The 22,290-nt window shown below is 32.9% G+C and carries 19 protein-coding genes, 1 pseudogene and 1 other annotated feature; of the genes and pseudogenes, 6 read left to right on the forward strand and 14 right to left on the reverse strand.

The annotated features are described in order from the left end of the window. Positions 1 to 21: 21 nt before the first annotated feature. Positions 22 to 348: pseudogene (locus PYW35_RS13150) on the forward strand (BRO-N domain-containing protein); the annotation flags it as partial. Between the two features lie 1,033 nt (positions 349 to 1,381). On the opposite strand, the gene PYW35_RS13155 reads toward PYW35_RS13150, so the two are convergent. The 6 genes from PYW35_RS13155 to PYW35_RS13180 form a co-directional block, all read right to left on the reverse strand. Further along, the gene (locus PYW35_RS13155) at positions 1,382 to 1,567 is read right to left on the reverse strand and encodes a hypothetical protein (protein ID WP_103323402.1); all 186 of its coding nucleotides are present in this window, start codon (positions 1,565 to 1,567) and stop codon (positions 1,382 to 1,384) included. Position 1,568: 1 nt separating this feature from the next. After that, a complete protein-coding gene (locus PYW35_RS13160; RefSeq protein ID WP_103323403.1) occupies positions 1,569 to 2,579 on the reverse strand; it encodes a tyrosine-type recombinase/integrase in 1,011 nt (336 codons plus the stop codon). 212 nt (positions 2,580 to 2,791) lie between these two features. Further along, positions 2,792 to 3,892, reverse strand: a complete 1,101-nt coding sequence (gene ychF / locus PYW35_RS13165; protein ID WP_016912341.1) for a redox-regulated ATPase YchF — start codon at positions 3,890 to 3,892, stop codon at positions 2,792 to 2,794. A 3-nt stretch (positions 3,893 to 3,895) separates the two neighbouring features. Beyond that, on the reverse strand, positions 3,896 to 4,093 hold the full coding sequence (locus PYW35_RS13170) for a DUF951 domain-containing protein (protein WP_103323404.1): 198 nt from the start codon (positions 4,091 to 4,093) through the stop codon (positions 3,896 to 3,898). Positions 4,094 to 4,116: 23 nt separating this feature from the next. Next, positions 4,117 to 5,001 carry a mechanosensitive ion channel family protein gene (locus PYW35_RS13175; RefSeq protein ID WP_016912343.1) on the reverse strand — a complete coding sequence of 295 codons (885 nt, stop codon included), beginning with the start codon at positions 4,999 to 5,001 and terminating at the stop codon, positions 4,117 to 4,119. Positions 5,002 to 5,014: 13 nt separating this feature from the next. After that, positions 5,015 to 5,851, reverse strand: a complete 837-nt coding sequence (locus tag PYW35_RS13180) for a ParB/RepB/Spo0J family partition protein (RefSeq protein WP_103323405.1) — start codon at positions 5,849 to 5,851, stop codon at positions 5,015 to 5,017. A 182-nt stretch (positions 5,852 to 6,033) separates the two neighbouring features. Further along, positions 6,034 to 6,346: a binding site (T-box leader), on the forward strand. 70 nt (positions 6,347 to 6,416) lie between these two features. Here PYW35_RS13180 and PYW35_RS13185 point away from each other — a divergent pair. Genes PYW35_RS13185 through PYW35_RS13205 form a run of 5 tightly spaced genes read left to right on the forward strand, consistent with a single transcriptional unit; the run spans position 6,417 to position 13,495 of the window. After that, positions 6,417 to 7,523 carry a PLP-dependent transferase gene (locus PYW35_RS13185; RefSeq protein WP_016912345.1) on the forward strand — a complete coding sequence of 369 codons (1,107 nt, stop codon included), beginning with the start codon at positions 6,417 to 6,419 and terminating at the stop codon, positions 7,521 to 7,523. Further along, complete coding sequence (metC, locus tag PYW35_RS13190) at positions 7,520 to 8,692, forward strand: cystathionine beta-lyase MetC (RefSeq protein WP_016912346.1); 1,173 nt, start codon at positions 7,520 to 7,522, stop codon at positions 8,690 to 8,692. The genes PYW35_RS13185 and metC overlap by 4 nt, the downstream gene beginning before the upstream one ends. Then, positions 8,649 to 10,487, forward strand: coding sequence for a bifunctional homocysteine S-methyltransferase/methylenetetrahydrofolate reductase (locus PYW35_RS13195; protein ID WP_103322394.1), 1,839 nt, complete (start codon positions 8,649 to 8,651; stop codon positions 10,485 to 10,487). Before metC ends, PYW35_RS13195 begins: the two co-directional genes overlap by 44 nt. After that, entirely contained in the window at positions 10,481 to 12,730 is a 2,250-nt protein-coding gene (gene metE, locus PYW35_RS13200; RefSeq protein WP_103322395.1) for a 5-methyltetrahydropteroyltriglutamate--homocysteine S-methyltransferase, read from the forward strand. Before PYW35_RS13195 ends, metE begins: the two co-directional genes overlap by 7 nt. Before the next feature lie 21 nt (positions 12,731 to 12,751). After that, entirely contained in the window at positions 12,752 to 13,495 is a 744-nt protein-coding gene (locus PYW35_RS13205) for a cyclase family protein (protein ID WP_103322396.1), read from the forward strand. Between the two features lie 114 nt (positions 13,496 to 13,609). On the opposite strand, the gene PYW35_RS13210 is transcribed toward PYW35_RS13205, so the two are convergent. From PYW35_RS13210 to rpmH, 8 genes are all read right to left on the reverse strand, one after another. Beyond that, positions 13,610 to 15,064 (reverse strand): carbon starvation CstA family protein, encoded by a 1,455-nt coding sequence (locus PYW35_RS13210; protein WP_103322397.1) that lies wholly within the window; start codon positions 15,062 to 15,064, stop codon positions 13,610 to 13,612. A 272-nt stretch (positions 15,065 to 15,336) separates the two neighbouring features. Then, complete coding sequence (locus PYW35_RS13215; protein WP_016911744.1) at positions 15,337 to 16,176, reverse strand: ParB/RepB/Spo0J family partition protein; 840 nt, start codon at positions 16,174 to 16,176, stop codon at positions 15,337 to 15,339. Between the two features lie 40 nt (positions 16,177 to 16,216). After that, complete coding sequence (gene rsmG, locus PYW35_RS13220; protein ID WP_103322398.1) at positions 16,217 to 16,933, reverse strand: 16S rRNA (guanine(527)-N(7))-methyltransferase RsmG; 717 nt, start codon at positions 16,931 to 16,933, stop codon at positions 16,217 to 16,219. Further along, positions 16,934 to 18,808 (reverse strand): tRNA uridine-5-carboxymethylaminomethyl(34) synthesis enzyme MnmG, encoded by a 1,875-nt coding sequence (gene mnmG / locus PYW35_RS13225; protein WP_103322399.1) that lies wholly within the window; start codon positions 18,806 to 18,808, stop codon positions 16,934 to 16,936. 15 nt (positions 18,809 to 18,823) lie between these two features. Continuing rightward, entirely contained in the window at positions 18,824 to 20,203 is a 1,380-nt protein-coding gene (gene mnmE / locus PYW35_RS13230; protein ID WP_016911741.1) for a tRNA uridine-5-carboxymethylaminomethyl(34) synthesis GTPase MnmE, read from the reverse strand. A 113-nt stretch (positions 20,204 to 20,316) separates the two neighbouring features. After that, positions 20,317 to 21,129 (reverse strand): RNA-binding cell elongation regulator Jag/EloR, encoded by an 813-nt coding sequence (jag, locus tag PYW35_RS13235; RefSeq protein ID WP_103322400.1) that lies wholly within the window; start codon positions 21,127 to 21,129, stop codon positions 20,317 to 20,319. A 29-nt stretch (positions 21,130 to 21,158) separates the two neighbouring features. Next, entirely contained in the window at positions 21,159 to 21,503 is a 345-nt protein-coding gene (gene rnpA, locus PYW35_RS13240; RefSeq protein ID WP_016911739.1) for a ribonuclease P protein component, read from the reverse strand. Between the two features lie 97 nt (positions 21,504 to 21,600). Beyond that, positions 21,601 to 21,738 carry a 50S ribosomal protein L34 gene (gene rpmH / locus PYW35_RS13245; protein WP_016911738.1) on the reverse strand — a complete coding sequence of 46 codons (138 nt, stop codon included), beginning with the start codon at positions 21,736 to 21,738 and terminating at the stop codon, positions 21,601 to 21,603. Positions 21,739 to 22,290: the final 552 nt, after the last annotated feature.

Consider the following 22,290-nt stretch of genomic DNA (forward strand, 5'->3'; position numbering starts at 1 on the left):
TGTATATATGTCAACTTTAAGATACCTACAATATTTAATTTTGATTCAATAGAAGTTAGAACATTAATGATTGAAGATGAACCATATTTTGTTGGTAAAGATGTTGCGAATGTTTTGGGATATAAGAATACAAGAGAAGCATTGAAATATCATGTAGACAATGAAGTTAAAAAAGATGGGGTAGCAATTTACGACTCCATTGGTAGAGCTCAAAAACCAGTAGTGATTAATGAATCAGGCTTATACAGTTTAATCTTCTCTTCAAAGTTAGAATCAGCTAAACAGTTTAAACGTTGGGTTACATCAGAAGTATTGCCTACATTAAGAAAGACTGGAAGATACATCATTAATACAACTAATGGTAACAATAGAAGAATGGATAGTTACATGATTGAAGATCCAGTTGAGCGTGCATATGCTTGGATAGAAGAACAAAAGGTTAAAGCAAGTTTGAAAGAAATCATAGAAACACCACCTAACACAATTGAAAGGTGGTGCAAGTCATTAATATATTAGATTATATTCAAAATTATAGCTAACTTAATTAAGTCAATAAACTAAACGATATACTACTTAAATCAATGGTAGGTGAGATAATAACATGCACACCATAAGATACATATATAATCATTAACTGACAGAAAATCAATCAGCATTCTACAAGCCCATACCGTGAGTATATGCTTAAAGTTAATATCCTATTACTTATTATCCAACCTTGTTCAACCGTTCTATATACGCTTGATTACGCTACTAGAATTTGATATTTGAGTTATTTAACTTTAAATGTTCTGAATGATAAAATCTCAATTTTATTTCTAAAATTTTCATAAGATTGATTTTAAAAATTTAAAGAATAAATATTTTAAGTCTAATTTTCTCTAAATAGACAGTTAGAAAAAGTTCATCTGTTATACAAGTACCTGCAAGTATGTTTTTAAAACTAATTTCCTGTAGTCAAAAACATTGATTTGACAACCTTTGTACAGTGTATAATTACTTAATTAAACTAATGTTCTAATCATTTTGCAGCAAAAAATAGTATAGCAACGCCCCTTGTTTTCTAGTATTATTTACCAAATTATCCAACTATCCTTATTGTGAAATTTTCACAATATAATCTATTTTAATTGAATTTTCATATTCTATCTTCTTCGAGATAACTGATTATTTTACAAATATTCTGTTCAGTCTCCAATTTAAATTTAAGATGTTACGATAAATTAGCGTATTCAGTGCAAAAACATTTAAATGTAAATTCCATTCTTCAAATCACTAATATAACAAGTACTAGGGGGATAGTTTTAGATTCACAATTTCAGTGATTTATTTTAAATGAGCTAACTGATACAAACTCATGCGAATGACATGTTTTTAATTATTACTCAACCGCTTCAACAATTTTTATTTCATTGTCCAACTCACTTTTAATTATTATTGTTTCACCATTTGACAATCGTAATAATGAAACAACATCTTGAACTTCATTGTTCTTAAGTTGACTCATTTCATTTTCGTTTAATATTTTATTACCTACTAATTGTAATTCTATGATACTATCTTTCATCTTATTTTCTCCTTTTATTTCTTAATTTGTTATACTTTCTTGTATTTACTATACTATTTAATGGACTGTATTCTTCACTCTGATTCAATACATCTTCTATTGATAAGTGTGTGTATATTTCAGTTGTAGTTATTTTTTTATGTCCTAATATTTTTTGCAATACATTGATACTTCCACCATTTTTTAAAAATAAAGTTGAAGCGGTATGCCTAAACATATGTGGTGTAATATGAGTGCTAATTTTAAATTGCTTTAAATATCTATTTAATGCTGATCTAAAATTATTAGGAGTCATAACAGTTCCATACTGCGTAAGAAATATATAATCGCTACGAAACTCTTTTGTTTCTTCTATTAATTCAATCAATAATTTTTTCGTTTTATTAGAAAACGGTACATATCTATATTGATTCGATTTAGTTTCACCAAAGTATATAGTGTTAGTTTCAAAATCAATGTCTTCAACCTTCATGTTTAACACTTCATTTATCCTCCCGAATGTATCTAATAATACATGTATAATTACTATCATTCTAAAATCTGTATAGTAATTTTTATCTAAACTATCTATCAACTTATTAATATCATCTTCGGGAATAGTTTTAATTCTTTCTTCTTGTCTTTTTACAGTTTTAATTTTCTTAAAAGGATTACTTTCAATATACTCTAGATCAACTAATACTTGATATATTGATTTACAAGCTTTTAGATAAGTATTTACAGTAGTTGGCTTAATACCTCGTACTCTTCCTGTATTATGAAATCTGTCTAAATAATACACTTTGTCTTTAAGTAAATATTCAATAAATTGACTTGCTTTACGCATCTTTAATTCATACAAATTTAGATTTTTATCAAAATATATATCAAATTCTTTAAACACTCTTTTATATACATCAAAAGTTTTAGGTGATAAATTTTGAGATTGTTTATAACTGATTACAATTGACCTAATTTCATTAAGACTCTTATTGTCAAAATTATTTATTGAAGTATTTCTTATCCTTTTCATAAAAAACACCTCCTTTCAACTAAATTAAATGTTGAAAGAAAGTGCATTAATTGAACCAAATTCGTTGTTTACGTAATCTTACAGTACTTACGACAAGTAATGTGGTCTTTACCGAAAAGGTAAAAAGCCAAAATACATAAACAACTAAAAATGTAATGTGTTCTTTACTGTTTTAAAACTTACTTAAATCATTGTCATGAAGGCCTTTATCTCTACACATTAAATCTAAAGTGTACGACGTCTCCGTCTTTCATAAGATATTCTTTACCTTCTAATCTTACTTTACCCGCTTCTTTTGCACCGTTCATACCATTATTATTTAATAAATCATCATAGCTCACGGTTTCTGCTCTAATGAAGCCTCTTTCAAAGTCTGTATGAATGATTCCCGCACATTGTGGTGCTGTCATGCCTTCTATAAATGTCCAAGCTCTTACTTCTTGTTCACCTGCTGTAAAGTATGTTGCTAATCCTAACAAGTCATATGAAGCGCGAATTAATTTGTCTAATCCTGCTTCTTCTACGCCTAAATCTTCTAAGAACATTTCACGATCTTCTTCGTCTAATGTTGCTAATTCTTCTTCGATTTTTGCTGAAATAACAATAACTTCTGATCCTTCGTTACTTGCATATTCTTCAATTTTTTGTACGTATTCGTTGTCTTCTGGGCTTGCTACTTCGTCTTCTGCTACGTTTGCTACGTATAGCATTGGTTTTGCTGTTAATAAGCTCAAATGTTTCACGATTACTTGTTCTTCAGGTGTGAATTCTAAGCTTCTTACTGGCTCGTTGTTTTCTAATGTCTCTTTAATTTTTGCTAACACTTTTTCTTCTGCAACTGCGTCTTTGTCTTTCTGTTTCGCCATTTTTATGACTCTGTCATAACGCTTTTCGACTGACTCAAGGTCTGCTAGCACTAATTCCATATTGATGACTTCAATATCATCTATAGGATCTACTTTACCTGATACGTGCGTTACATTTTCGTCTACAAATGCCCGCACAACTTGGCAGATTGCGTCTACTTCACGAATATGTGATAAGAATTTATTTCCTAATCCTTCACCTTTAGATGCACCTTTAACAATACCTGCTATATCTGTAAATTCAAATGCTGTTGGTACTGTTTTCTTAGGTTTAACTAATTTCGTAAGTTCTTGTAAACGTTGATCTGGTACTTCAACGATACCTACGTTTGGATCGATTGTTGCGAATGGATAGTTCGCTGCTAATGCTCCTGCTTTTGTAATTGCGTTAAATAGTGTTGATTTACCTACGTTAGGTAATCCGACTATGCCAGCTGTTAATGCCATATGTTATTCACCTTGTCCTTTTTCAATTATTTTTTTTATTTTTTTATTAAATTCTTGTCTAGGTAGCATGATGCTACGAGAACACTCTTCACATTTAATTCTAACATCTGCACCGAGTCTTATGATTTTAAATCTATTAAACCCACATGCGTGTTGTTTTTTCATTTCAACGATATCATTTAAATTATACGATTTCATCATATGACTGCCTCCCGAGTAGATGATTATTGAATGTTGTTAGGATTATACGAAACCATAGTTGGTATAGGTGCTTGTATACCTTCTTTATCGAAGAATGATTTTATTTCTCTTCTTAAGATTCTTGCACCCGACGTATGTTCATTAGGTTCTGTTTCACCTGCAATTTTTATTGTTGCTTCTCCTGCTGTAACCGTTTCTACACCTAAAATTTCTGGGTCTTTGATGAAGATTTCGTATTTCTCTTTAAGTGTAGGTAAAAATTCATTTAATTTACTTTCTACTTCGTTTAAATCTTCTTTAATGGATACGGGTATTTCCACGATTGCCATACCATTATGAATTGAAAAGTTCACAATCTCATTCATCGTACCATTTGGAAGTATCGTTAAATCTCCTGCAAATGATAAAATTCTCGTAGATCTCATTCCTATTGATTGTACAGTACCTTCAGCAACAGTTGTACCCGTTGTATTAATTTTTACATAATCTCCAACATCAAATTGATTTTCAAAAATAATAAAGAATCCTGTTATGACATCTTTCACTAACGTTTGTGCTCCGAAACCAATAGCTAAACCTACAACACCTGCACCTGCAATAATACTTTCAACTCTTATACCTAAATTGCTTAATATTGTTGTAACCACAATAAACCACACTACATATGAAATGACATTTTGTAGTAAGTTTACCATCGTTTTAGCACGCTTGTTAGACTTCCCTATCCTCTTAGTTCCGTATTTAGTAGTAAAGAATTTTTCAACAACTTTATGGAGAACCTTTATAATAATAAATGCTAATACAACATAAAATATTCCGATTAAAATTTGTTCTATCCATTTCTGCCAATTCTCAGGATTCATAAATGGGTCTATCATTTTATGAATGATATTCATAATTTTATCCAAAATTCTGCACCTCTTATTCTTCTAGCAATAATTCCATAATTCTCTTATATTCATCTTCAGAATTAAATTCAATAGATATTTTACCTGCTTTTTTTGTCTTTGAAATATCAATGTTAGTTCCATATTTCTCTTTTAATTGATATTCATGTTTAACTAAAAAGTTTGGCTTGCTCTTTCTTGCTTTTCTTGTCTTCCCATGATCATTAGCATTCAAAAATTTTATATATTCTTCTAATGCTCTAACACTCATGCCTTCTTTGACAATTTTTTGTGCTACTTGATTTAATTGATGTTTCTTTTCTAAACCAAGTAATGTTCGTCCGTGTGCACTTGATAATTTTTCTTCGTTAATTAAACTTTTCACACTTGGAGGTAAGTTAAGCAACCTTAAAACATTCGCAATATAAGATCTTGATTTCCCTAATCTATCCGCGACATCTTGCTGTTTTAAATTAAGTTCTTTCATCATCGTGGCATAACTCTTTGCTTCTTCTAAGGGTTTAAGGTTTTCACGTTGAAGGTTCTCTATAATAGCGAGTTCTAACATTTCTTCATCCGTTAATGATTTAACAATCGCTGGAACTGTATCTTTGCCAGCTAATTGACTCGCTCTATATCTTCTTTCTCCAACTACGATGTCATAACCTTTAATCGTTTCTCTTACTACTATTGGTTGTAATACACCATGTTGTGAAATGGACTGCGTTAAATCTTTCAAAGCTGCTTCATCAAAATAATCTCTCGGTTGATATGGATTCCTTCTTAATTTGGATAAAGGAATTTCAACTATTTTATCATGACTCAGATTATAAGAAATCTTTTCAACAAGTTCATGATTTCTTTCTTTCATTTCATCACCACGTCATATCATCTAATTTGTTTCACGTAAAACATCCACAATAGATTATAACAATTTTGTTGATGATATGCACAAAAGAATAATTGACCGATAAGTTAAAATATTCAGAAAAGTTGTTGACAAAAAAATAACACCATAGTATTGTGTAATATATCAACAACGAAATATAAATTAAAATCACGATAAAAAGGAAAGTAAATCTTACACTGCAATTATCAGAGAGTTCCCATTTGCTGAAAGGGAATATTGAAAGAAAGATTGAAAATGGCCTTGGAGTGGTGACATCGATATTGAGGTGTCAACGGGATCGCCCGTTATAGCGATACAGTATTAAAGTCTCTTTAGTGTTGATGGCGTACTGGAATTTGTTTACGATTTTACTGCCATTATATACTCTTACTTAAGAGACCACGTACTTATAGAGGTAGTGTCAGTAATGTCATTACAAACAAAGGTGGTACCGCGAGCTAAGCTTTCGTCCTTTACATCCGATTATTTCGGGTTTAAAGGACGGAAGCTTTTTTTATTTTTTAAATACATTAGGGGGACGGCTATTATGAAATCTACTCAACTCGCTCAAATTTCATTAACTAAAGACCATACCGGGGCTACTACAAACCCTATCTATCTTGCAACAGCCTATCAACATGAAAAATTAGGTTGTTCAACTGGCTTTGATTATACAAGGACTAAAAATCCAACGCGCTCTCAATTTGAAGAAGCTTTTGCCAAATTAGAAGGTGGAAAATACTCATTTGCAACTTCTAGTGGTATGGCAAGTATTCAATTAATATGTAACTTATTTAAACCAAATGATGAAATACTCGTTTCATTTGATTTATATGGTGGCACTTTTAGACTGTTTGAGTTTTACGAAAAACAATACAACATTAAATTTAAATACATCGATTTTTCAAATATTGAAGAAGTTAACGCATCTATCAATGATCATACGAAAGCATTCTTTATCGAACCAATATCAAATCCGTTAATGTTCTCTGTAGATTTAGATCCACTTTATGCAATTGCAAAATCTAAAAATATTTTAACGATTATAGATAATACATTCTTAACACCATACTTATCTACACCATTAAAAGATGGCGCCGATATCGTACTACACTCTGCTACTAAATACATAAGTGGTCATAACGATGTATTAGCAGGAATTGTAACAGTTTCTGACGATTACTTAGGTGAATTACTTGGACAATTCCACAATATGATTGGTGCAACATTATCACCGTTCGACAGTTATTTATTGCTTAGAGGATTAAAAACGCTTCACTTACGACTTGATCGTGCTACTGAAAATGCTCAAAAGTTAGCCGCTTCACTTCAATCAGTTGATAGCATCGACGAAGTATTATATTCCGGTCAAACAGGCATGTTAAGCATTCGATTAAACCACGCTTATAGTGTTGATAGCTTTTTACAAAATATTGATTTATGTATATTTGCTGAAAGCCTAGGTGGTACTGAAACATTTATCACTTTCCCATATACACAAACACATGTAGACATGGCTGATGAAGAAAAAGATAAACGCGGCATCGATGAATACTTACTTCGTTTATCAATTGGAATTGAAGACTATGAAGACATTTACGAAGACATACTTCAAGCACTAAAAAATTCAAGAAAAGAAGGAGTGTCAATATGAGCTATTCAAAAGAAACATCACTAATATTAGATTCCACTAGAGGCAATGAACATTTATCAAGCAATCAACCATTATATTATTCATCAACATATCACCAACAAACTTTAGGTGGTAATGCTGAATATGATTACGCAAGAAGCGGTAATCCAAATAGACAGCTACTCGAAGAAAAATTAGCTGACTTAGAAGGCGGTCAATACGGATTTGCATTCAGTTCAGGTATTGCCGCTATTACAGCAGTATTTTTAACATTAGAACCAGGTGATCACGTCGTCCTTCCAGATGATGTTTATGGCGGTACGTTCAGATTAACAGAACAAATACTCAAGAAATTCAAAATCGAATTTACAACTGTTGATCAAACAGACTTACAACAAGTAAAAGCTGCTGTCCAAGACAATACAAAACTTATCTATGTAGAAACACCTTCTAACCCACTATTTAAAGTGACTGATATAGACGGTGTTAGCCAGATAGCTCGTAAAAACAACGCACTTTTAGCTGTAGATAATACTTTCATGACACCACTTGGACAATCTCCATTGAAACTAGGTGCAGATATTGTCATTCATTCAGCAACGAAATTCTTAGGTGGTCATAGTGATTTAATTGCAGGTGCTGTTATCGTAAACGACCCACAACTTAAAAACGACATTTACTTAATCCAAAATGGTACAGGTTCAGGTTTAAGCGTTTATGATTCATGGACACTCGCTAAACATTTAAAAACATTACCTATTAGATTTAAACAATCCGTTTATAATGCGGAACAAATTTACAGATATTTAATTGAAAATGAAGCGATTGAAACTGTTTATTATCCAATTACAAGCGACACGCATTTAAGACAAGCTAAAAATGGTGGTGCCGTGCTTGGATTCAGACTTAAAGATGAATCAAAAGCACAAGCATTTGTCGATCATCTCAATATACCGCTCGTTTCTGTAAGCTTAGGTGGCGTTGAAACCATTCTTTCACACCCAGCTACAATGAGTCATGCAGCTATTCCAGAAGATGTGAGAGCTGAACGTGGTATAACAAATGGATTATTTAGACTGTCAGCAGGCTTGGAAGATGTCAAAGAATTGATTACAGATATCGATTGGGCATTAAAGGAGGCTACATATGAATCTAAAAAAAGCATTGAAGAACCGCATTTTAGTAGCTGACGGCGCAATCGGAACAATCCTTTATTCTGAAGGGTTAGACACTTGCCCAGAAAGTTATAATCTGACTCACCCTAAAAAAGTTGAGCAAATACATCGCTCATATATAGAAGCTGGCGCAGATGTCATTCAAACGAACACATATGGCGCTAACTTTGAAAAACTACAAGATTTCAATTTAGAACATCGTGTGAAAGAAATACATCGAGAAGCTGTTCAAATCGCTAAAAAGGCAAGCAATAAAGACACATTTATTCTAGGTACTGTAGGTGGTTTTCGCAACATTAAGAAAAGCCACTTATCTATAGAAGCCATTCAATACCATACAGAAATTCAAATCGAAACACTTGTTAATGAAGGTGTAGATGGCATTTTATTTGAAACTTATTATGATTTAGAAGAGTTGCTAACTGTTTTAAAAGATGCAAAAGCTAAATACGATATTCCGATTATCGCTCAACTTACTGCAAGCAATACAAATTATTTGAGAAATGGTACACCTATACCTGATGCATTAGAAGCTTTATTAAATGAAGGTGCAGATATCGTCGGTTTAAACTGCCACCATGGCCCTTACCATATGATCAAGACATATAAACATATTGAAATTCCTGACAATGCCTATCTTTCTTGCTACCCTAACGCAAGTTTGCTGGATTTAGAAGAAAACGACTTAAAATACAATAACAACTCAGAATACTTTTCTGATGCAGCTAAAGAACTTGTCAATCAAGGTGTCAGATTAATAGGTGGATGTTGTGGTACAACACCAGAACATATTAAAAAGATAAAGAATATCGTTAAAGACTTAACACCTATAAAACATAAAAATGTTATTCCGATAGAAACAAAACAGTATAAAAAGCAAAATAAAAACGAACCAAGTATTAAAGAACTCGTCCAACAAAGACCAACCGTCATTGTTGAACTAGATACGCCGAAACATTTAGATACAAATAGGTTTTTTGAAGGTATACAAGCGCTTGAAGATGCGGGTGTAGAAGCTGTAACACTTGCTGACAACTCGTTAGCAAGCGTTAGAATTTCTAACATTGCAGCAGCCAGCATTATAAAACAAAAATATAAAATTAGACCCCTCGTACATTTAGCATGCCGAGATAGAAATTTAATCGGTCTTCAATCACATCTGATGGGGCTATCCCTTCTAGGCATTAACGATATTTTAACAATTACAGGTGACCCATCAAAGGTTGGTAATTTCCCTGGTGCAACAAGTGTATTCGATGTCAATTCTAGCGGATTAGCCGAGATTATTACGCAATTTAATCAAGGTATTAACGCTGACGGAGATACATTAAGAAGTAATACAAACTTCTCTGTTGCTGGTGCATTTAACCCAAATGTAAGACGCCTTGAACCTGCAGTTAAAAGATTAGAAAAGAAAGTTGAATCTGGCATGGAGTATTTCATTACTCAACCGATTTATGAACCTGAAAGAGTTAAAGAGATATATGAAGCAACAAAACATATAGATGCACCCATTTTTATAGGCATCATGCCTATAACGAGCTATAACAACGCACTATTTTTACACAACGAAGTTCCTGGTATTAAATTATCAGAAACTGTTCTCAACGCTTTTGAAAAAGTTAAAGACGATCGAGACGCAACTCGAAAGCTCAGCATTAGCTTGAGCAAACAATTAATTGATGCAGTACACCAATATTTTAATGGCTTGTACTTAGTTACACCATTTTTAAAATATGATTTAACAGTTGAATTAGCAAATTATTCAAAATTAAAAACTGGAACACAAACCAAGGAGGCAATATTATGACAATTAAAACAGCAAATTTAGGATTTCCAAGACTAGGTAAAAAAAGAGAATGGAAAAAAGCCATTGAAAGCTACTGGGCTAAAAAAATAGATAAAGCTGAATTAGATCAAACATTGCAAGGTCTGCATAAAGAAATATTAACAATTCAAAAAGAGCACCATGTCGATCAAATTCCTGCTGGTGATTTCTCACTTTATGACCATGTTCTAGATACATCATTATTATTCAATATTATTCCAGAACGTTTCCAAGGACGCCCTGTTGACGATGATTTATTATTCGATATCGCTAGAGGTAACAAAGAGCATGTTGCAAGTGCATTGATCAAATGGTTTAACACTAACTATCACTATATCGTACCTGAATGGGACAACGTTTCACCTAAAGTAAATAACAACGTATTATTAGAGAAATTCAACTTTTCTAAAGAAGCGGGTGTCAACGCGCACCCAGTTATTGTAGGTCCTGTGACTTATGTTGCTTTATCTAAAGGTGGAGACCAAAGTTTCGATGAAAAAGTCAGAACACTTTTACCATTATATAAAGAAGTATTCGAAAGTTTAACTGAAGCTGGTGCAGAATATATTCAAGTAGATGAACCTATTTTAGTTACTGACGAAGCAAAAGAACTTCAAGACATTACGAAAGAAGCATACGAATTTTTCAACAAAGAAGTACCTTCTACAAACTTAGTATTACAAACTTACTTTGAACGCGTTGATTTAAGCTTTGTAGGACAATTACCAGTATACGGTCTTGGTTTAGATTTTGTACATGACAATGGATTTAACTTAAAACAAATTAAAGACGGTTTATTCCCTAAAGAAAAAGCATTATTTGCTGGTATCGTTGATGGAAGAAATGTTTGGGCAACAAACATAGAAGAGAAAAAAGCATTAATAGAATCATTACAATCTTATACAGAAGAATTAGTGATTCAACCATCTTCATCTTTATTACACGTTCCAGTTACATTAGAAGAAGAAACATTAGGAGATTCAGTACGCGAAGGTTTGAGTTTTGCTACTGAAAAATTAGATGAATTATATGCTTTAAAACAATTATTCAATGAAAATGATGACACTTTATACAATGAATTAAAAGCTCAATTTGAACGCTTTGAAAGTCAATCATTCAAACAACTTGAATACGATTATGATTCAGTAAAATCAGAACGTTCAACACCATTTAAAGAAAGAAAAGTATTACAAGATGAAGTATTAAATTTACCAGACTTACCTACAACAACGATTGGTTCATTCCCTCAATCTACAGAGGTAAGAAAATACCGTGCTGATTGGAAAAACAATAGAATTTCAGACGAAAAATACGAAGAATTTGTACAAAACGAAATTAAACGTTGGATTGATATTCAAGAAGAAATTGGTTTAGACGTATTAGTACACGGTGAATTCGAGCGTAACGACATGGTTGAATTCTTTGGCGAAAAATTAAACGGATTCTTAGTAACTAAGTTCGGTTGGGTTCAATCATACGGTTCTCGTGCCGTTAAGCCACCAATCATCTACGGTGATGTTAAATGGACAGCTCCATTAACAGTTAAAGAAACATTATACGCTCAAAGCTTAACTGACAAACCTGTTAAAGGTATGCTTACAGGTCCAGTTACAATTTTAAACTGGTCATTTGAACGTGTTGATATCCCACGTAGCGAAGTTCAAGATCAAATCGCTTTAGCTATCAATGAAGAAGTACTCGCACTTGAAGAAGCAGGTATCAAAGTTATTCAAGTAGACGAACCTGCATTGCGTGAAGGCTTACCTTTAAGCTCAGAGTACCATGAAGATTATTTAAATAAAGCTGTTCATTCATTTAGATTATCAACATCTTCAGTCCAAGATTCAACTCAAATTCATACACATATGTGTTACTCTCAGTTTGGACAAATCATCCATGCAATCAAATCATTAGATGCTGACGTTATTTCAATCGAAACATCTAGAAGCCACGGTGATTTAATTCAAGACTTTGAAGACATTACGTATGATCTAGGTATCGGTTTAGGCGTTTATGACATTCATAGCCCTCGTATACCTACAGAAGAAGAAATTACAGTAGCCATCAATAGAGCACTTCAAAAGATTGACCGTTCTCTATTCTGGGTAAATCCTGACTGCGGATTAAAGACTAGACAAGAAGAAGAAGTTAAACAAGCATTAACAGTATTAGTCAAATCAGTAGAAAAATTACGTCAAGACAGCACAGTTAAACAACCAAATTAATCAATCATATGAGGTGATGTTATGTCATATCCATTGTGGAACACGCTAAATCAACTAAAAGAATATAATTGGATAGATTTAACGCATACTTTTGATTCTGAGTCTCCCCATTTCTCAGCTTTTGAAAATGCAGAAACAAAAACATTATATAAAGTTAAAGATGATGGTTTCTTTGCGCAATCATGGCAATTCCCTACACAGTACGGTACACATATAGATGCACCGATACATTTTGTAGAACATAAGCGATTTTTACATGAATTAGGCTTACAAGAAACAGTATTACCTTTAATCGTATTAGATTTTTCAAAAGAAGTGGCTCAAGATTCAGATTTTAGATTAACAAAAGAACATATTCTTCAATGGGAATCAGAAAATGGTCCTATTGAAAGCGGAACGTTCGTAGCATTCAGAAGTGACTGGTCAAAAAAATGGCCAGACAAAGAACAATTTGAAAATAAAGATAAAGAAGGTCATGAACACCTCCCAGGATGGTCATTAGATGCCCTTAAGTACTTATTTGAAGAAAGAAAAATCAAATCTATAGGACATGAAACGTTCGATACAGATGCTTCTTTAGACATTCGTAAACATAACGATATAGTCGGTGAGCGATACGTCCTTGGTTTAGATACTTTCCAAATAGAATTGTTAACCGGATTAGACAAACTGCCAACACGTGGTGCAGTTATATTAGCCATTAGCCCTAAACCTAATAATGCTCCCGGATTCCCTGTCCGAGCATTTGCTATTACCCCTAAATAATAGCACTGCCATATAATATTTTTGAGCGAGTGTTATATGGCAGACTAGCTTCCCTATATTAAATATATATAAGAAGAACCTTTCGGTGGAGATCGAAAGGTTCTTTTTTCATGATTAGTATTTTGATACTGTTGCAGCGCCAATTTGATGATCTATTTCTATCGCATTCTCACTATTTTTTCTGTATAAATAATAGAAGTACATTGTCCATAAAATTGTGAGACCGATAGATAGCCAATAGCTTAACTTTAAATCCATTCCAAATCCAATAGGCTGACTTAAAATATAAGTGAATATATTCCACGTCATAAATAATGCGGGTATTAACGCGACATAGAAATTCTTTTTAGATAACAGCAAGTACATTACACCTATCCACAACGCTATAACAGCTGTCGTTTGGTTTGCCCAAGAGAAATATCTCCACAAGATTGTAAAGTCCACTGTCGTTAATATAAAGCTAATAATAAACATTGGTATCGCGATAGCAAATCTCTTCCATACTTTCTTTTGACCAATATTAAAGTAATCAGCAAGAATCATTCTCGCACTTCTAAATGATGTATCTCCACTCGTAATTGGCAATACAATAACACCCAGTATTGCTAATGTACCGAATACAGATCCAAGTAACATAGTAGATGCTTCACTCACTACAAGAGCCGCTTCACCTTTAGCCAACACTTCTTGTAGGCCACCATATCCACCAAATAAACTCATTGCAGCCGCAGCCCAAATCATCGCGATAACACCTTCAGCGATCATCATGCCGTAAAATATTTTGCGACCATTTTTTTCATTATTCGTCGTTCTAGAAATTATCGGCGATTGTGTTGCATGGAAACCAGATAAAGCACCACATGTAATCGTAAAGAATAACAATGGGAATATCGGTGCAGAATCAGGATGCATATTCTTCAACGTTAATTCTGGAATTTCTGCCCCTGTCATTAATAATCTGATGAAAATACCCACTGCCGAAATCATCAGAACAAAGCCAAACACCGGATAAACTTTACCAATAATTTTGTCGATTGGTAAAATCGTTGATAAGAAATAATATAAGAAAATAACAAAAATGATAATACCTAGTGCAATTTTTCCATCCATTAACGAATGTAACAGTAATGCCGGACTTGTTACAAACACCGTACCCGTCAATAACAATAATAATAACGTAAAGACATTCACTAAATGTCTCATCACATTACCTAAAAACTTACCAGCTAATTCAGGTAGATGAGCCCCTTTATTACGAATTGAAATCATACCTGTTAAATAATCGTGGACAGCCCCAGCAAATATAGAACCTAATACAATCCATAAAAAAGCAACAGGACCATATAAAGCACCCATAATAGGCCCAAATATCGGTCCTACACCAGCGATATTTAATAATTGAATCAGTGAGTTTTTATTTGTCGTCATCGGAACATAATCAATATTATCCCTTTGATCATGAGCTGGTGTCGGACGTTCATCCTTAACGCCAAACATCTTTTCAATATACTTACCATATGTAAAATAACCTACAATCAATAATACAATAGAAACTAAAAATGTAATCATTGAAATCCCCCTTATTGTGTAAGCGTTTACAGAAAATTATAAATGAATCATTTACAAAATACAATGCTTTGCGCGCAATTTAACAACATTTTAACTTAGTATACATATCAACTTTGATTATGATTTACATAATATTACTTTATTTGCACATTGACCATGCAAGCATGGACTTTACAAAATCAAAAATATAAAAATCACCCAATCCGAACATGACTCAAACGGATTGGGTGATTTATTTTGAGCAAGAGATTGATGTCCCCAGCTCATTTTAGCTATTTTCTTTTATAAACTTTAATCGTAATTTCGTAAAAGTCTTTATGTTCTTCATCGATGCGCTTAATCTTAATTCCCTCTTTTTCAACATTTTTAATGCTTTGTCCAAGTGAATCAAGGGCTTCTGTAATATCTTGCTCGAATTGGAATTGTTTAGCTTTTACTTTTTCAGAGCCTCGTATTTTCTTAACACGATCCTCTGTTTGTTTAACGTTTAAATTTTGTGAATGGATGGCTGTTAAGACATCTTGTTGACCGTCATCATCTAGACCTAACATCGCTCTAGCGTGTCTTTCTGTTATTTCACCTTTTTGTAGTGAAATTATGATCGGTTCTGATAATTTAAGCAATCTCAATTTATTTGCTATAAATGATTGGCTTTTCCCCATACTCACAGCTAAATCTTGTTGTGTAATATCTTCTAAATCGAGAAGCTTTCTATATGCTTCTGCTTCTTCTATTGCTGATAAATTTTCTCGTTGAATATTTTCAATTAGTGCTACTGCTGCTGTTTCTTTATCATTTAACGGCTTAATAATTACTTCTGTTTCAGGTAAATCGTTATGTTTTATTGCACGAAATCTTCGCTCTCCTGCTATGATTTCATACATACCTTCTTCAATTGGACGAACAACAATTGGTTGTAATAATCCATGTTCTTTTATAGATTGTGCCAATTCTTTAATTTTTGATTCATCGAATACTTTTCTCGGTTGGTAACGGTTTGGCACAATTCTCTCTGTTGAAATTATCGCTACATTACCTTCAGCTCGAGCTTCTTCTATGTGTTCTAATTCTTTGTCTTTTAGTCCAAATAATTTAGAAAAAGGCTTTTTCATCTCAATATACCTACTTTCGTTCATACATATTTCCCAGGAATTATTTTGTTAGCGGCTCTTTGTTTGGTGTTCCTGGTTTTCTTGGATATTTCTTAGGTGTTTGTTTTAATTTATCTATCGTAATTATTTGTCTCATACTTTCTTCTAAAGGTAAAGTGAAGTCATATATTTCATTCACTTGTCCTCCTAAGACTGAAATAGCAAATTGTGCATCTTCCAACTCTTCACTGCCTTGCGAACCTTTTAAAGCTACAAATTGCCCACCTTTTTTAACTAAAGGTATGCACAATTCACTTAATACAGATAATCTTGCCACTGCACGCGCTGTTACAAGATCGAAGCTTTCACGGTAATTACTCTTACCAAACGTTTCAGCTCTATCATGTACAAAGTTCACATTGTCTATATTTAATTCTGCTGCTAATTCATTTAAAAACTTAATACGTTTATTTAATGAATCTACTATTGTAATTTGTAAATGTGGATAAATAATTTTTAGCGGTATGCTAGGAAATCCTGCTCCAGCACCAACATCGCATATTGATTCAATTTTGTTGAAATCTAAATAAAAGCTAGGTGTTACAGAATCAAAAAAGTGTTTCAAGTAAACCTCTTCTTTTTCAGTCACGGCTGTTAAATTAATTTTTTCATTCCACTCTACTAACATTTCAAAATAAATCTCAAATTGATTAATTTGTTTATCTGTTAACGCTATACCTGATTCTTTTAAGGAATTAATAAATGTTTGTTCGTTCATCTAGTTCACCTTCTGAATTTTACCTTGTTCGATATAAACAAGCAATATTGAAATGTCTGCTGGATTAACCCCTGAAATACGTGAAGCTTGTGCGATATCTAGTGGGTTGACTTCTTTTAATTTTTGACGTGCTTCAGTCGCTAAACTGTTAATAGCATCGTAATCAATATTTTCAGGTATTTTTTTATCTTCCATGCGTTTCATTTTTTCAACTTGTGCTAATGATTTTTGAATGTAACCTTCGTATTTAGTTTGAATTTCTACTTGTTCTTGAACATCCGGACTCACTGGAGATTCTTCTTGTAAGATTTCCATAATTGCATCATAGTCCATTTCTGGTCTACGTAATAAATCTAGCGCTAAAATTCCATCTTTAAGTGCGGAACCTCCGCGACTTTCAATAACACTTTGTGTATGTTCATTCGGTTTAATACGAATATCTTTTAATCTTTCTTGTTCTAAAGTGATTGCATCACGTTTTTGGTTAAATTTAGCGTAACGTTCTTCAGAAATCATGCCAAGTTCATAACCAATGTCTGTCAGTCTTAAATCTGCATTGTCATGTCTAAGTAATAGACGGTGTTCGGCACGTGAAGTTAATAAACGATAAGGCTCATTTGTACCTTTCGTCACTAAATCATCTATTAATACACCAATGTAAGCATCTGAACGACGTAAAATAACATCTTCTTTACCTTGTACTTTACCTGCTGCATTAATACCAGCCATTAAACCTTGACCAGCCGCTTCTTCATATCCTGAAGTACCGTTAATTTGACCAGCAGTGAATAAGTTAGTTACGATTTTTGTTTCTAATGTTGGCCATAATTGCGTTGGAACAATTGCATCATATTCAATTGCATAACCTGCACGCATCATATCAGCTTTTTCAAGTCCTGGGATTGTTTCTAACATTTTGCGTTGAACATCTTCCGGTAAACTTGTAGATAAACCTTGTACATAAACTTCTTGAGTTTTGCGTCCTTCTGGTTCTAAGAACAATTGATGTCTTGGTTTATCATTGAATCTTACGAATTTATCTTCAATGGAAGGACAATATCTTGGTCCAGTACCTTTAATCATGCCTGAATACATTGCTGATAAATGTAAATTATCATCGATAACTTTATGTGTATGTTCATTTGTATACGTTAACCAACAAGGTAATTGATCTAAAATGTATTCTGTCGTTTCATAGCTAAATGCACGTCCGACATCATCACCTGGTTGAATTTCAGTTTTGCTATAATCTATTGTATTTCCGTTTACACGTGGTGGTGTTCCAGTTTTGAAACGAACAATCTCAAAACCTAATTCTTTCAAATGTTCAGCTAGTTTAATAGATGGCATTTGATGATTTGGACCACTTGAATATTTTAAGTTTCCTAAAATGATTTCACCACGTAAAAATGTTCCTGTAGTTAATACAACTGCATCAGCTTCATAAGTTGATCCAATAACCATTTCTACGCCTTTAACTTTATTATCTTCTATAATTAAACGTTCTACCATACCTTGCATAATATCAAGATTTGGTTCGTCTTCGATTACACGTTTCATTTCTTCTTGATATAATACTTTATCAGCTTGTGCGCGTAATGCTCTAACAGCTGGGCCTTTACCCGTGTTTAACATACGCATTTGAATGTGTGTTTTATCAATCGTCTTAGCCATTTGACCACCAAGTGCATCGATTTCTCTCACTACTATTCCTTTTGCTGGGCCACCTACTGATGGGTTACATGGCATAAATGCTACACTATCTAAATTAATTGTAAGCATAAGTGTTTTTGCGCCACGTCTCGCTGAAGCTAAACCTGCTTCTACTCCAGCATGCCCTGCACCGACAACAATAACGTCATATTTTTGTGTCAAAATTTTTCCTCCTTTTTATTTTCCTAAACAGAATTGGCTAAATAGTTGATCGATAAGTGATTCACTTGCTTCTTCACCGATAACTTCTCCTAGCAATTCCCAAGTCTTAATTAAATCAATTTGCACGATATCTATAGGTACACCGTCTTCTGCAGACTGTATTGCATCATTAATTGCCCTTTTCGCATCTTTTAAAAGTGCTATATGTCTTGAATTAGAAACATACGTCATATCTTGTGATTGAACTTGACCACCAAAGAATAATTCTGATATTTTTTGTTCAAGATCTTCTATACCTTGCTGTTCTATCATCGATGTTTGAACTAACGGATGATCACCTATCATTTCTTTTAATTCATCCATATCTAGGTTTTGTTCTAAATCCATTTTGTTTATGATAACAATAACGTCTTCATCTTTAATGACATCAAATAATTGATAATCATTTTCTGTGAGTGACTCGTTATAATTAAGTACAAATAGAATTAAATCAGCTTCTGATAAAGCTTTTCTAGACCTTTCAACACCAATTTTTTCTACGATGTCTTCCGTTTCACGAATACCTGCTGTATCAACGAGCCTTAATGGCACGCCGCGAACATTAACATATTCTTCTAATACGTCACGCGTTGTTCCGGCAACTTCAGTTACGATTGCTTTATTATCTTGAATCAAGTTGTTAAGCATCGAACTTTTACCAACATTAGGCTTCCCTACTATTACTGTAGATAGCCCTTCACGCATAATTTTTCCTTGTTGACCTGTTTTTAATAACTGATCAATTTCGTTCTCAATATGTCTAGCTTCCTTTAGTAGAAATTGTGCAGTTGCTTCTTCAACATCGTCATACTCTGGATAGTCAATATTGACTTCCACTTGTGCAAGAATTTCTAAAATGGACTGTCTCAGCCCTTTTATTAGACTACTTAGACGCCCTTCCATCTGCCCTAAGGCTACCTTCGATGCGCGTTCCGTCTTAGATCTGATGAAATCCATGACTGCTTCAGCTTGTGATAAGTCAATACGTCCGTGTAAAAAGGCTCTTTTCGTAAACTCACCTGGTTCAGCCATTCTAGCACCATTTGACATCGTTAATTCAAGCACACGGTTAACTGTTACAAGTCCACCATGACAGTTAATTTCTACGATATCTTCTCTTGTAAAAGTCTTAGGTGCTTTCATTACAGCTACCATCACTTCCTCAATCACTTCATCTGATTCAGGATCAATAATGTGACCATAATTTATAGTATGTGATGCTACTTCGTTGAGTTGTTTTTTTCCTTTATATATACGATTGGCAATGTTTAAGGCATCCGGGCCACTTAATCGTACAATTGCTATTGCGCCTTCACCCATAGGCGTTGAGATACTTGTAATTGTATCTAATTCCATGATTTTCTCCTCCACCATTAGTAACTATTCTATTGATTGTAAATGGTTTTGTTCTATTTTTCGAATTTTATGTTCGAAAAAATGCGGAGCGAGATCACTCACTCCGACTATTATCATTTATTCTTTATGACTAAATATCGATGTGGCTCTCTTCCTTCAGAGTATGTTTCGATATTTTCAATTTTACTCACTGCTTGATGCATAATTTTACGTTCAAAGTTCGGCATTGGCTCTAATTTAACCGGTTTTTTCGTCTGGGTTGCTTTTTTAGCCATATTAATTGCCAACTGTTCTAAAGTTTCTTTACGTTTTTCACGATAAGATTCAATATCTAATATGAGCGCATAATAACCTTTCACAAATTGATGCATATAATTTTGTCCTACAGTTTGTAGTGCATTTAAAATTTGTCCACGTTTACCTATTATATAAGCAGCGTTATTCGAAGTCATATTAATATAAATTGTATTAGACTTAATTTCGTATGAACCATCTACATCAATGTTCATTTCTCTTATAATATTAAGCACATACGTTAATGTATCTTGTGCTACTTCATTTAATGAATCTTTTTTCTGATTGTTATGTTCACGTATATCTTCTTCTGACTGAATATCATTTTGATTGTTATTCTTTTCTTCTATAATTATTGCTTCTTCGTGATGTGTCTCATCACTTATTGGTTCGTCAGCTTCTTCATGTTGTTGATGACGACATTTTAACGCTTCAATTGACTCAAACTGCTTAAGTTCAGGATCAATGATAGTTAATTCAATGTGTGCATCTTGTTTCATAAATCCAAAAATACCTTTTTTACCTTCTTTAATAACATCAATTCTTACTTGTTGTTCTTGAACATTTAAATCTTCTAAACCTTGTTGAAGTGCTTGTTCTACTGATTGTCCTTCATAGCGTGATTTAAGCATGCTGCAACCTCCTAGTAAAATATCAATACTTAGGGAATACGTTTATTAAAAACTTTAGCAATCTTCAATACATGCTCTAAACTCTTCTGCGTTTCAACTACTTCTAAATTAACAGATTGGTTTCGAGCGATAACAATGATGTCTTTAGGAATAATATTTTCTTTATGATTCTTAAAACATTCTCTAATTGACCTTTTTATTCTATTTCTAGTAACAGCATTTCCTAATTTTTTTGAAACACTTATACCTAATCTAAAGTGTTCATGTTCGTTTTCTGCTGTATAAATAACGAATTGTCGATTAGCAACTGACTTACCTTTTTTATATATTCTTTGAAAATCATTGTTTTTCTTAATACGATAAGCCTTTTCCACAAACATCCACTCCAAAAAACAACACTTAATTATTGTTTATTATACAAAACAATTACATCAATTAAAACAAAAAAAAGACCACTGCTCTTCAGTGATCTTAAGCTGATAATACTTTTCTACCTTTACTACGACGGCGAGCTAATACTTTACGGCCGTTTTTAGAGCTCATGCGAGCACGGAAACCGTGTACTTTACTATGTTTACGCTTATTTGGTTGATACGTACGTTTTACCATTTAAGAACACCTCCATTATTTATTCTTAACATCTAAATTTACAGTTAGATAATTGTTTGTATGATATTCATTTATATATATCAGAAGATTAGTTTCAAAATTAGTTATACCATACACGTGACTTTTCACAATTTCAATAACTACTAAACTATAACAAATCAGTTTTTAAAAATCAAGAAGAAATTTACAACAATCGAAAATAGAGTTATCCACTTATTCACAATGCATTACCAACTTTTTGTGGATAATTATATAAATCTTATTTCTTATTCACAGCCTAATTTAATCTTTTTACACATATTCACAACCATTTGACAACTTGTTTTGTTTGAAAGTATAATTGTGTGGATAAGTTATACAAAGTATTGATACTACTATGATTTCTATAGAAGAATACTAGTGTAAAGATTGTGGACAAGAGAATTGGAAAGTTGAGTTATCCACCGTTTGTTAGTAAGTTGTGGATAATTATTAACAGCCTGTGGTTTTCTTTATCAACAATCTTATTTTATGTGTATAACTCCATAAATTTAAATTAGAAAGAGGACTTTT

This window comes from Mammaliicoccus vitulinus (assembly GCF_029024305.1).
In the GTDB taxonomy this organism is placed as follows: domain Bacteria; phylum Bacillota; class Bacilli; order Staphylococcales; family Staphylococcaceae; genus Mammaliicoccus; species Mammaliicoccus vitulinus.

Coding starts and splice junctions, on each gene's coding strand:
- ychF (WP_016912341.1), bottom strand. CDS start 3,892: ATGGCATTAACAGCTGGCATAGTCGGATTACCTAACGTAGGTAAATCA.
- PYW35_RS13205 (WP_103322396.1), top strand. CDS start 12,752: ATGTCATATCCATTGTGGAACACGCTAAATCAACTAAAAGAATATAAT.
- PYW35_RS13155 (WP_103323402.1), bottom strand. CDS start 1,567: ATGAAAGATAGTATCATAGAATTACAATTAGTAGGTAATAAAATATTA.
- rsmG (WP_103322398.1), bottom strand. CDS start 16,933: ATGAACGAACAAACATTTATTAATTCCTTAAAAGAATCAGGTATAGCG.
- rpmH (WP_016911738.1), bottom strand. CDS start 21,738: ATGGTAAAACGTACGTATCAACCAAATAAGCGTAAACATAGTAAAGTA.
- PYW35_RS13160 (WP_103323403.1), bottom strand. CDS start 2,579: ATGAAAAGGATAAGAAATACTTCAATAAATAATTTTGACAATAAGAGT.
- PYW35_RS13210 (WP_103322397.1), bottom strand. CDS start 15,064: ATGATTACATTTTTAGTTTCTATTGTATTATTGATTGTAGGTTATTTT.
- mnmE (WP_016911741.1), bottom strand. CDS start 20,203: ATGGAATTAGATACAATTACAAGTATCTCAACGCCTATGGGTGAAGGC.
- PYW35_RS13195 (WP_103322394.1), top strand. CDS start 8,649: ATGAATCTAAAAAAAGCATTGAAGAACCGCATTTTAGTAGCTGACGGC.
- PYW35_RS13180 (WP_103323405.1), bottom strand. CDS start 5,851: ATGAAAGAAAGAAATCATGAACTTGTTGAAAAGATTTCTTATAATCTG.
- metC (WP_016912346.1), top strand. CDS start 7,520: ATGAGCTATTCAAAAGAAACATCACTAATATTAGATTCCACTAGAGGC.
- PYW35_RS13215 (WP_016911744.1), bottom strand. CDS start 16,176: ATGAAAAAGCCTTTTTCTAAATTATTTGGACTAAAAGACAAAGAATTA.
- PYW35_RS13170 (WP_103323404.1), bottom strand. CDS start 4,093: ATGATGAAATCGTATAATTTAAATGATATCGTTGAAATGAAAAAACAA.
- PYW35_RS13185 (WP_016912345.1), top strand. CDS start 6,417: ATGAAATCTACTCAACTCGCTCAAATTTCATTAACTAAAGACCATACC.
- jag (WP_103322400.1), bottom strand. CDS start 21,129: ATGCTTAAATCACGCTATGAAGGACAATCAGTAGAACAAGCACTTCAA.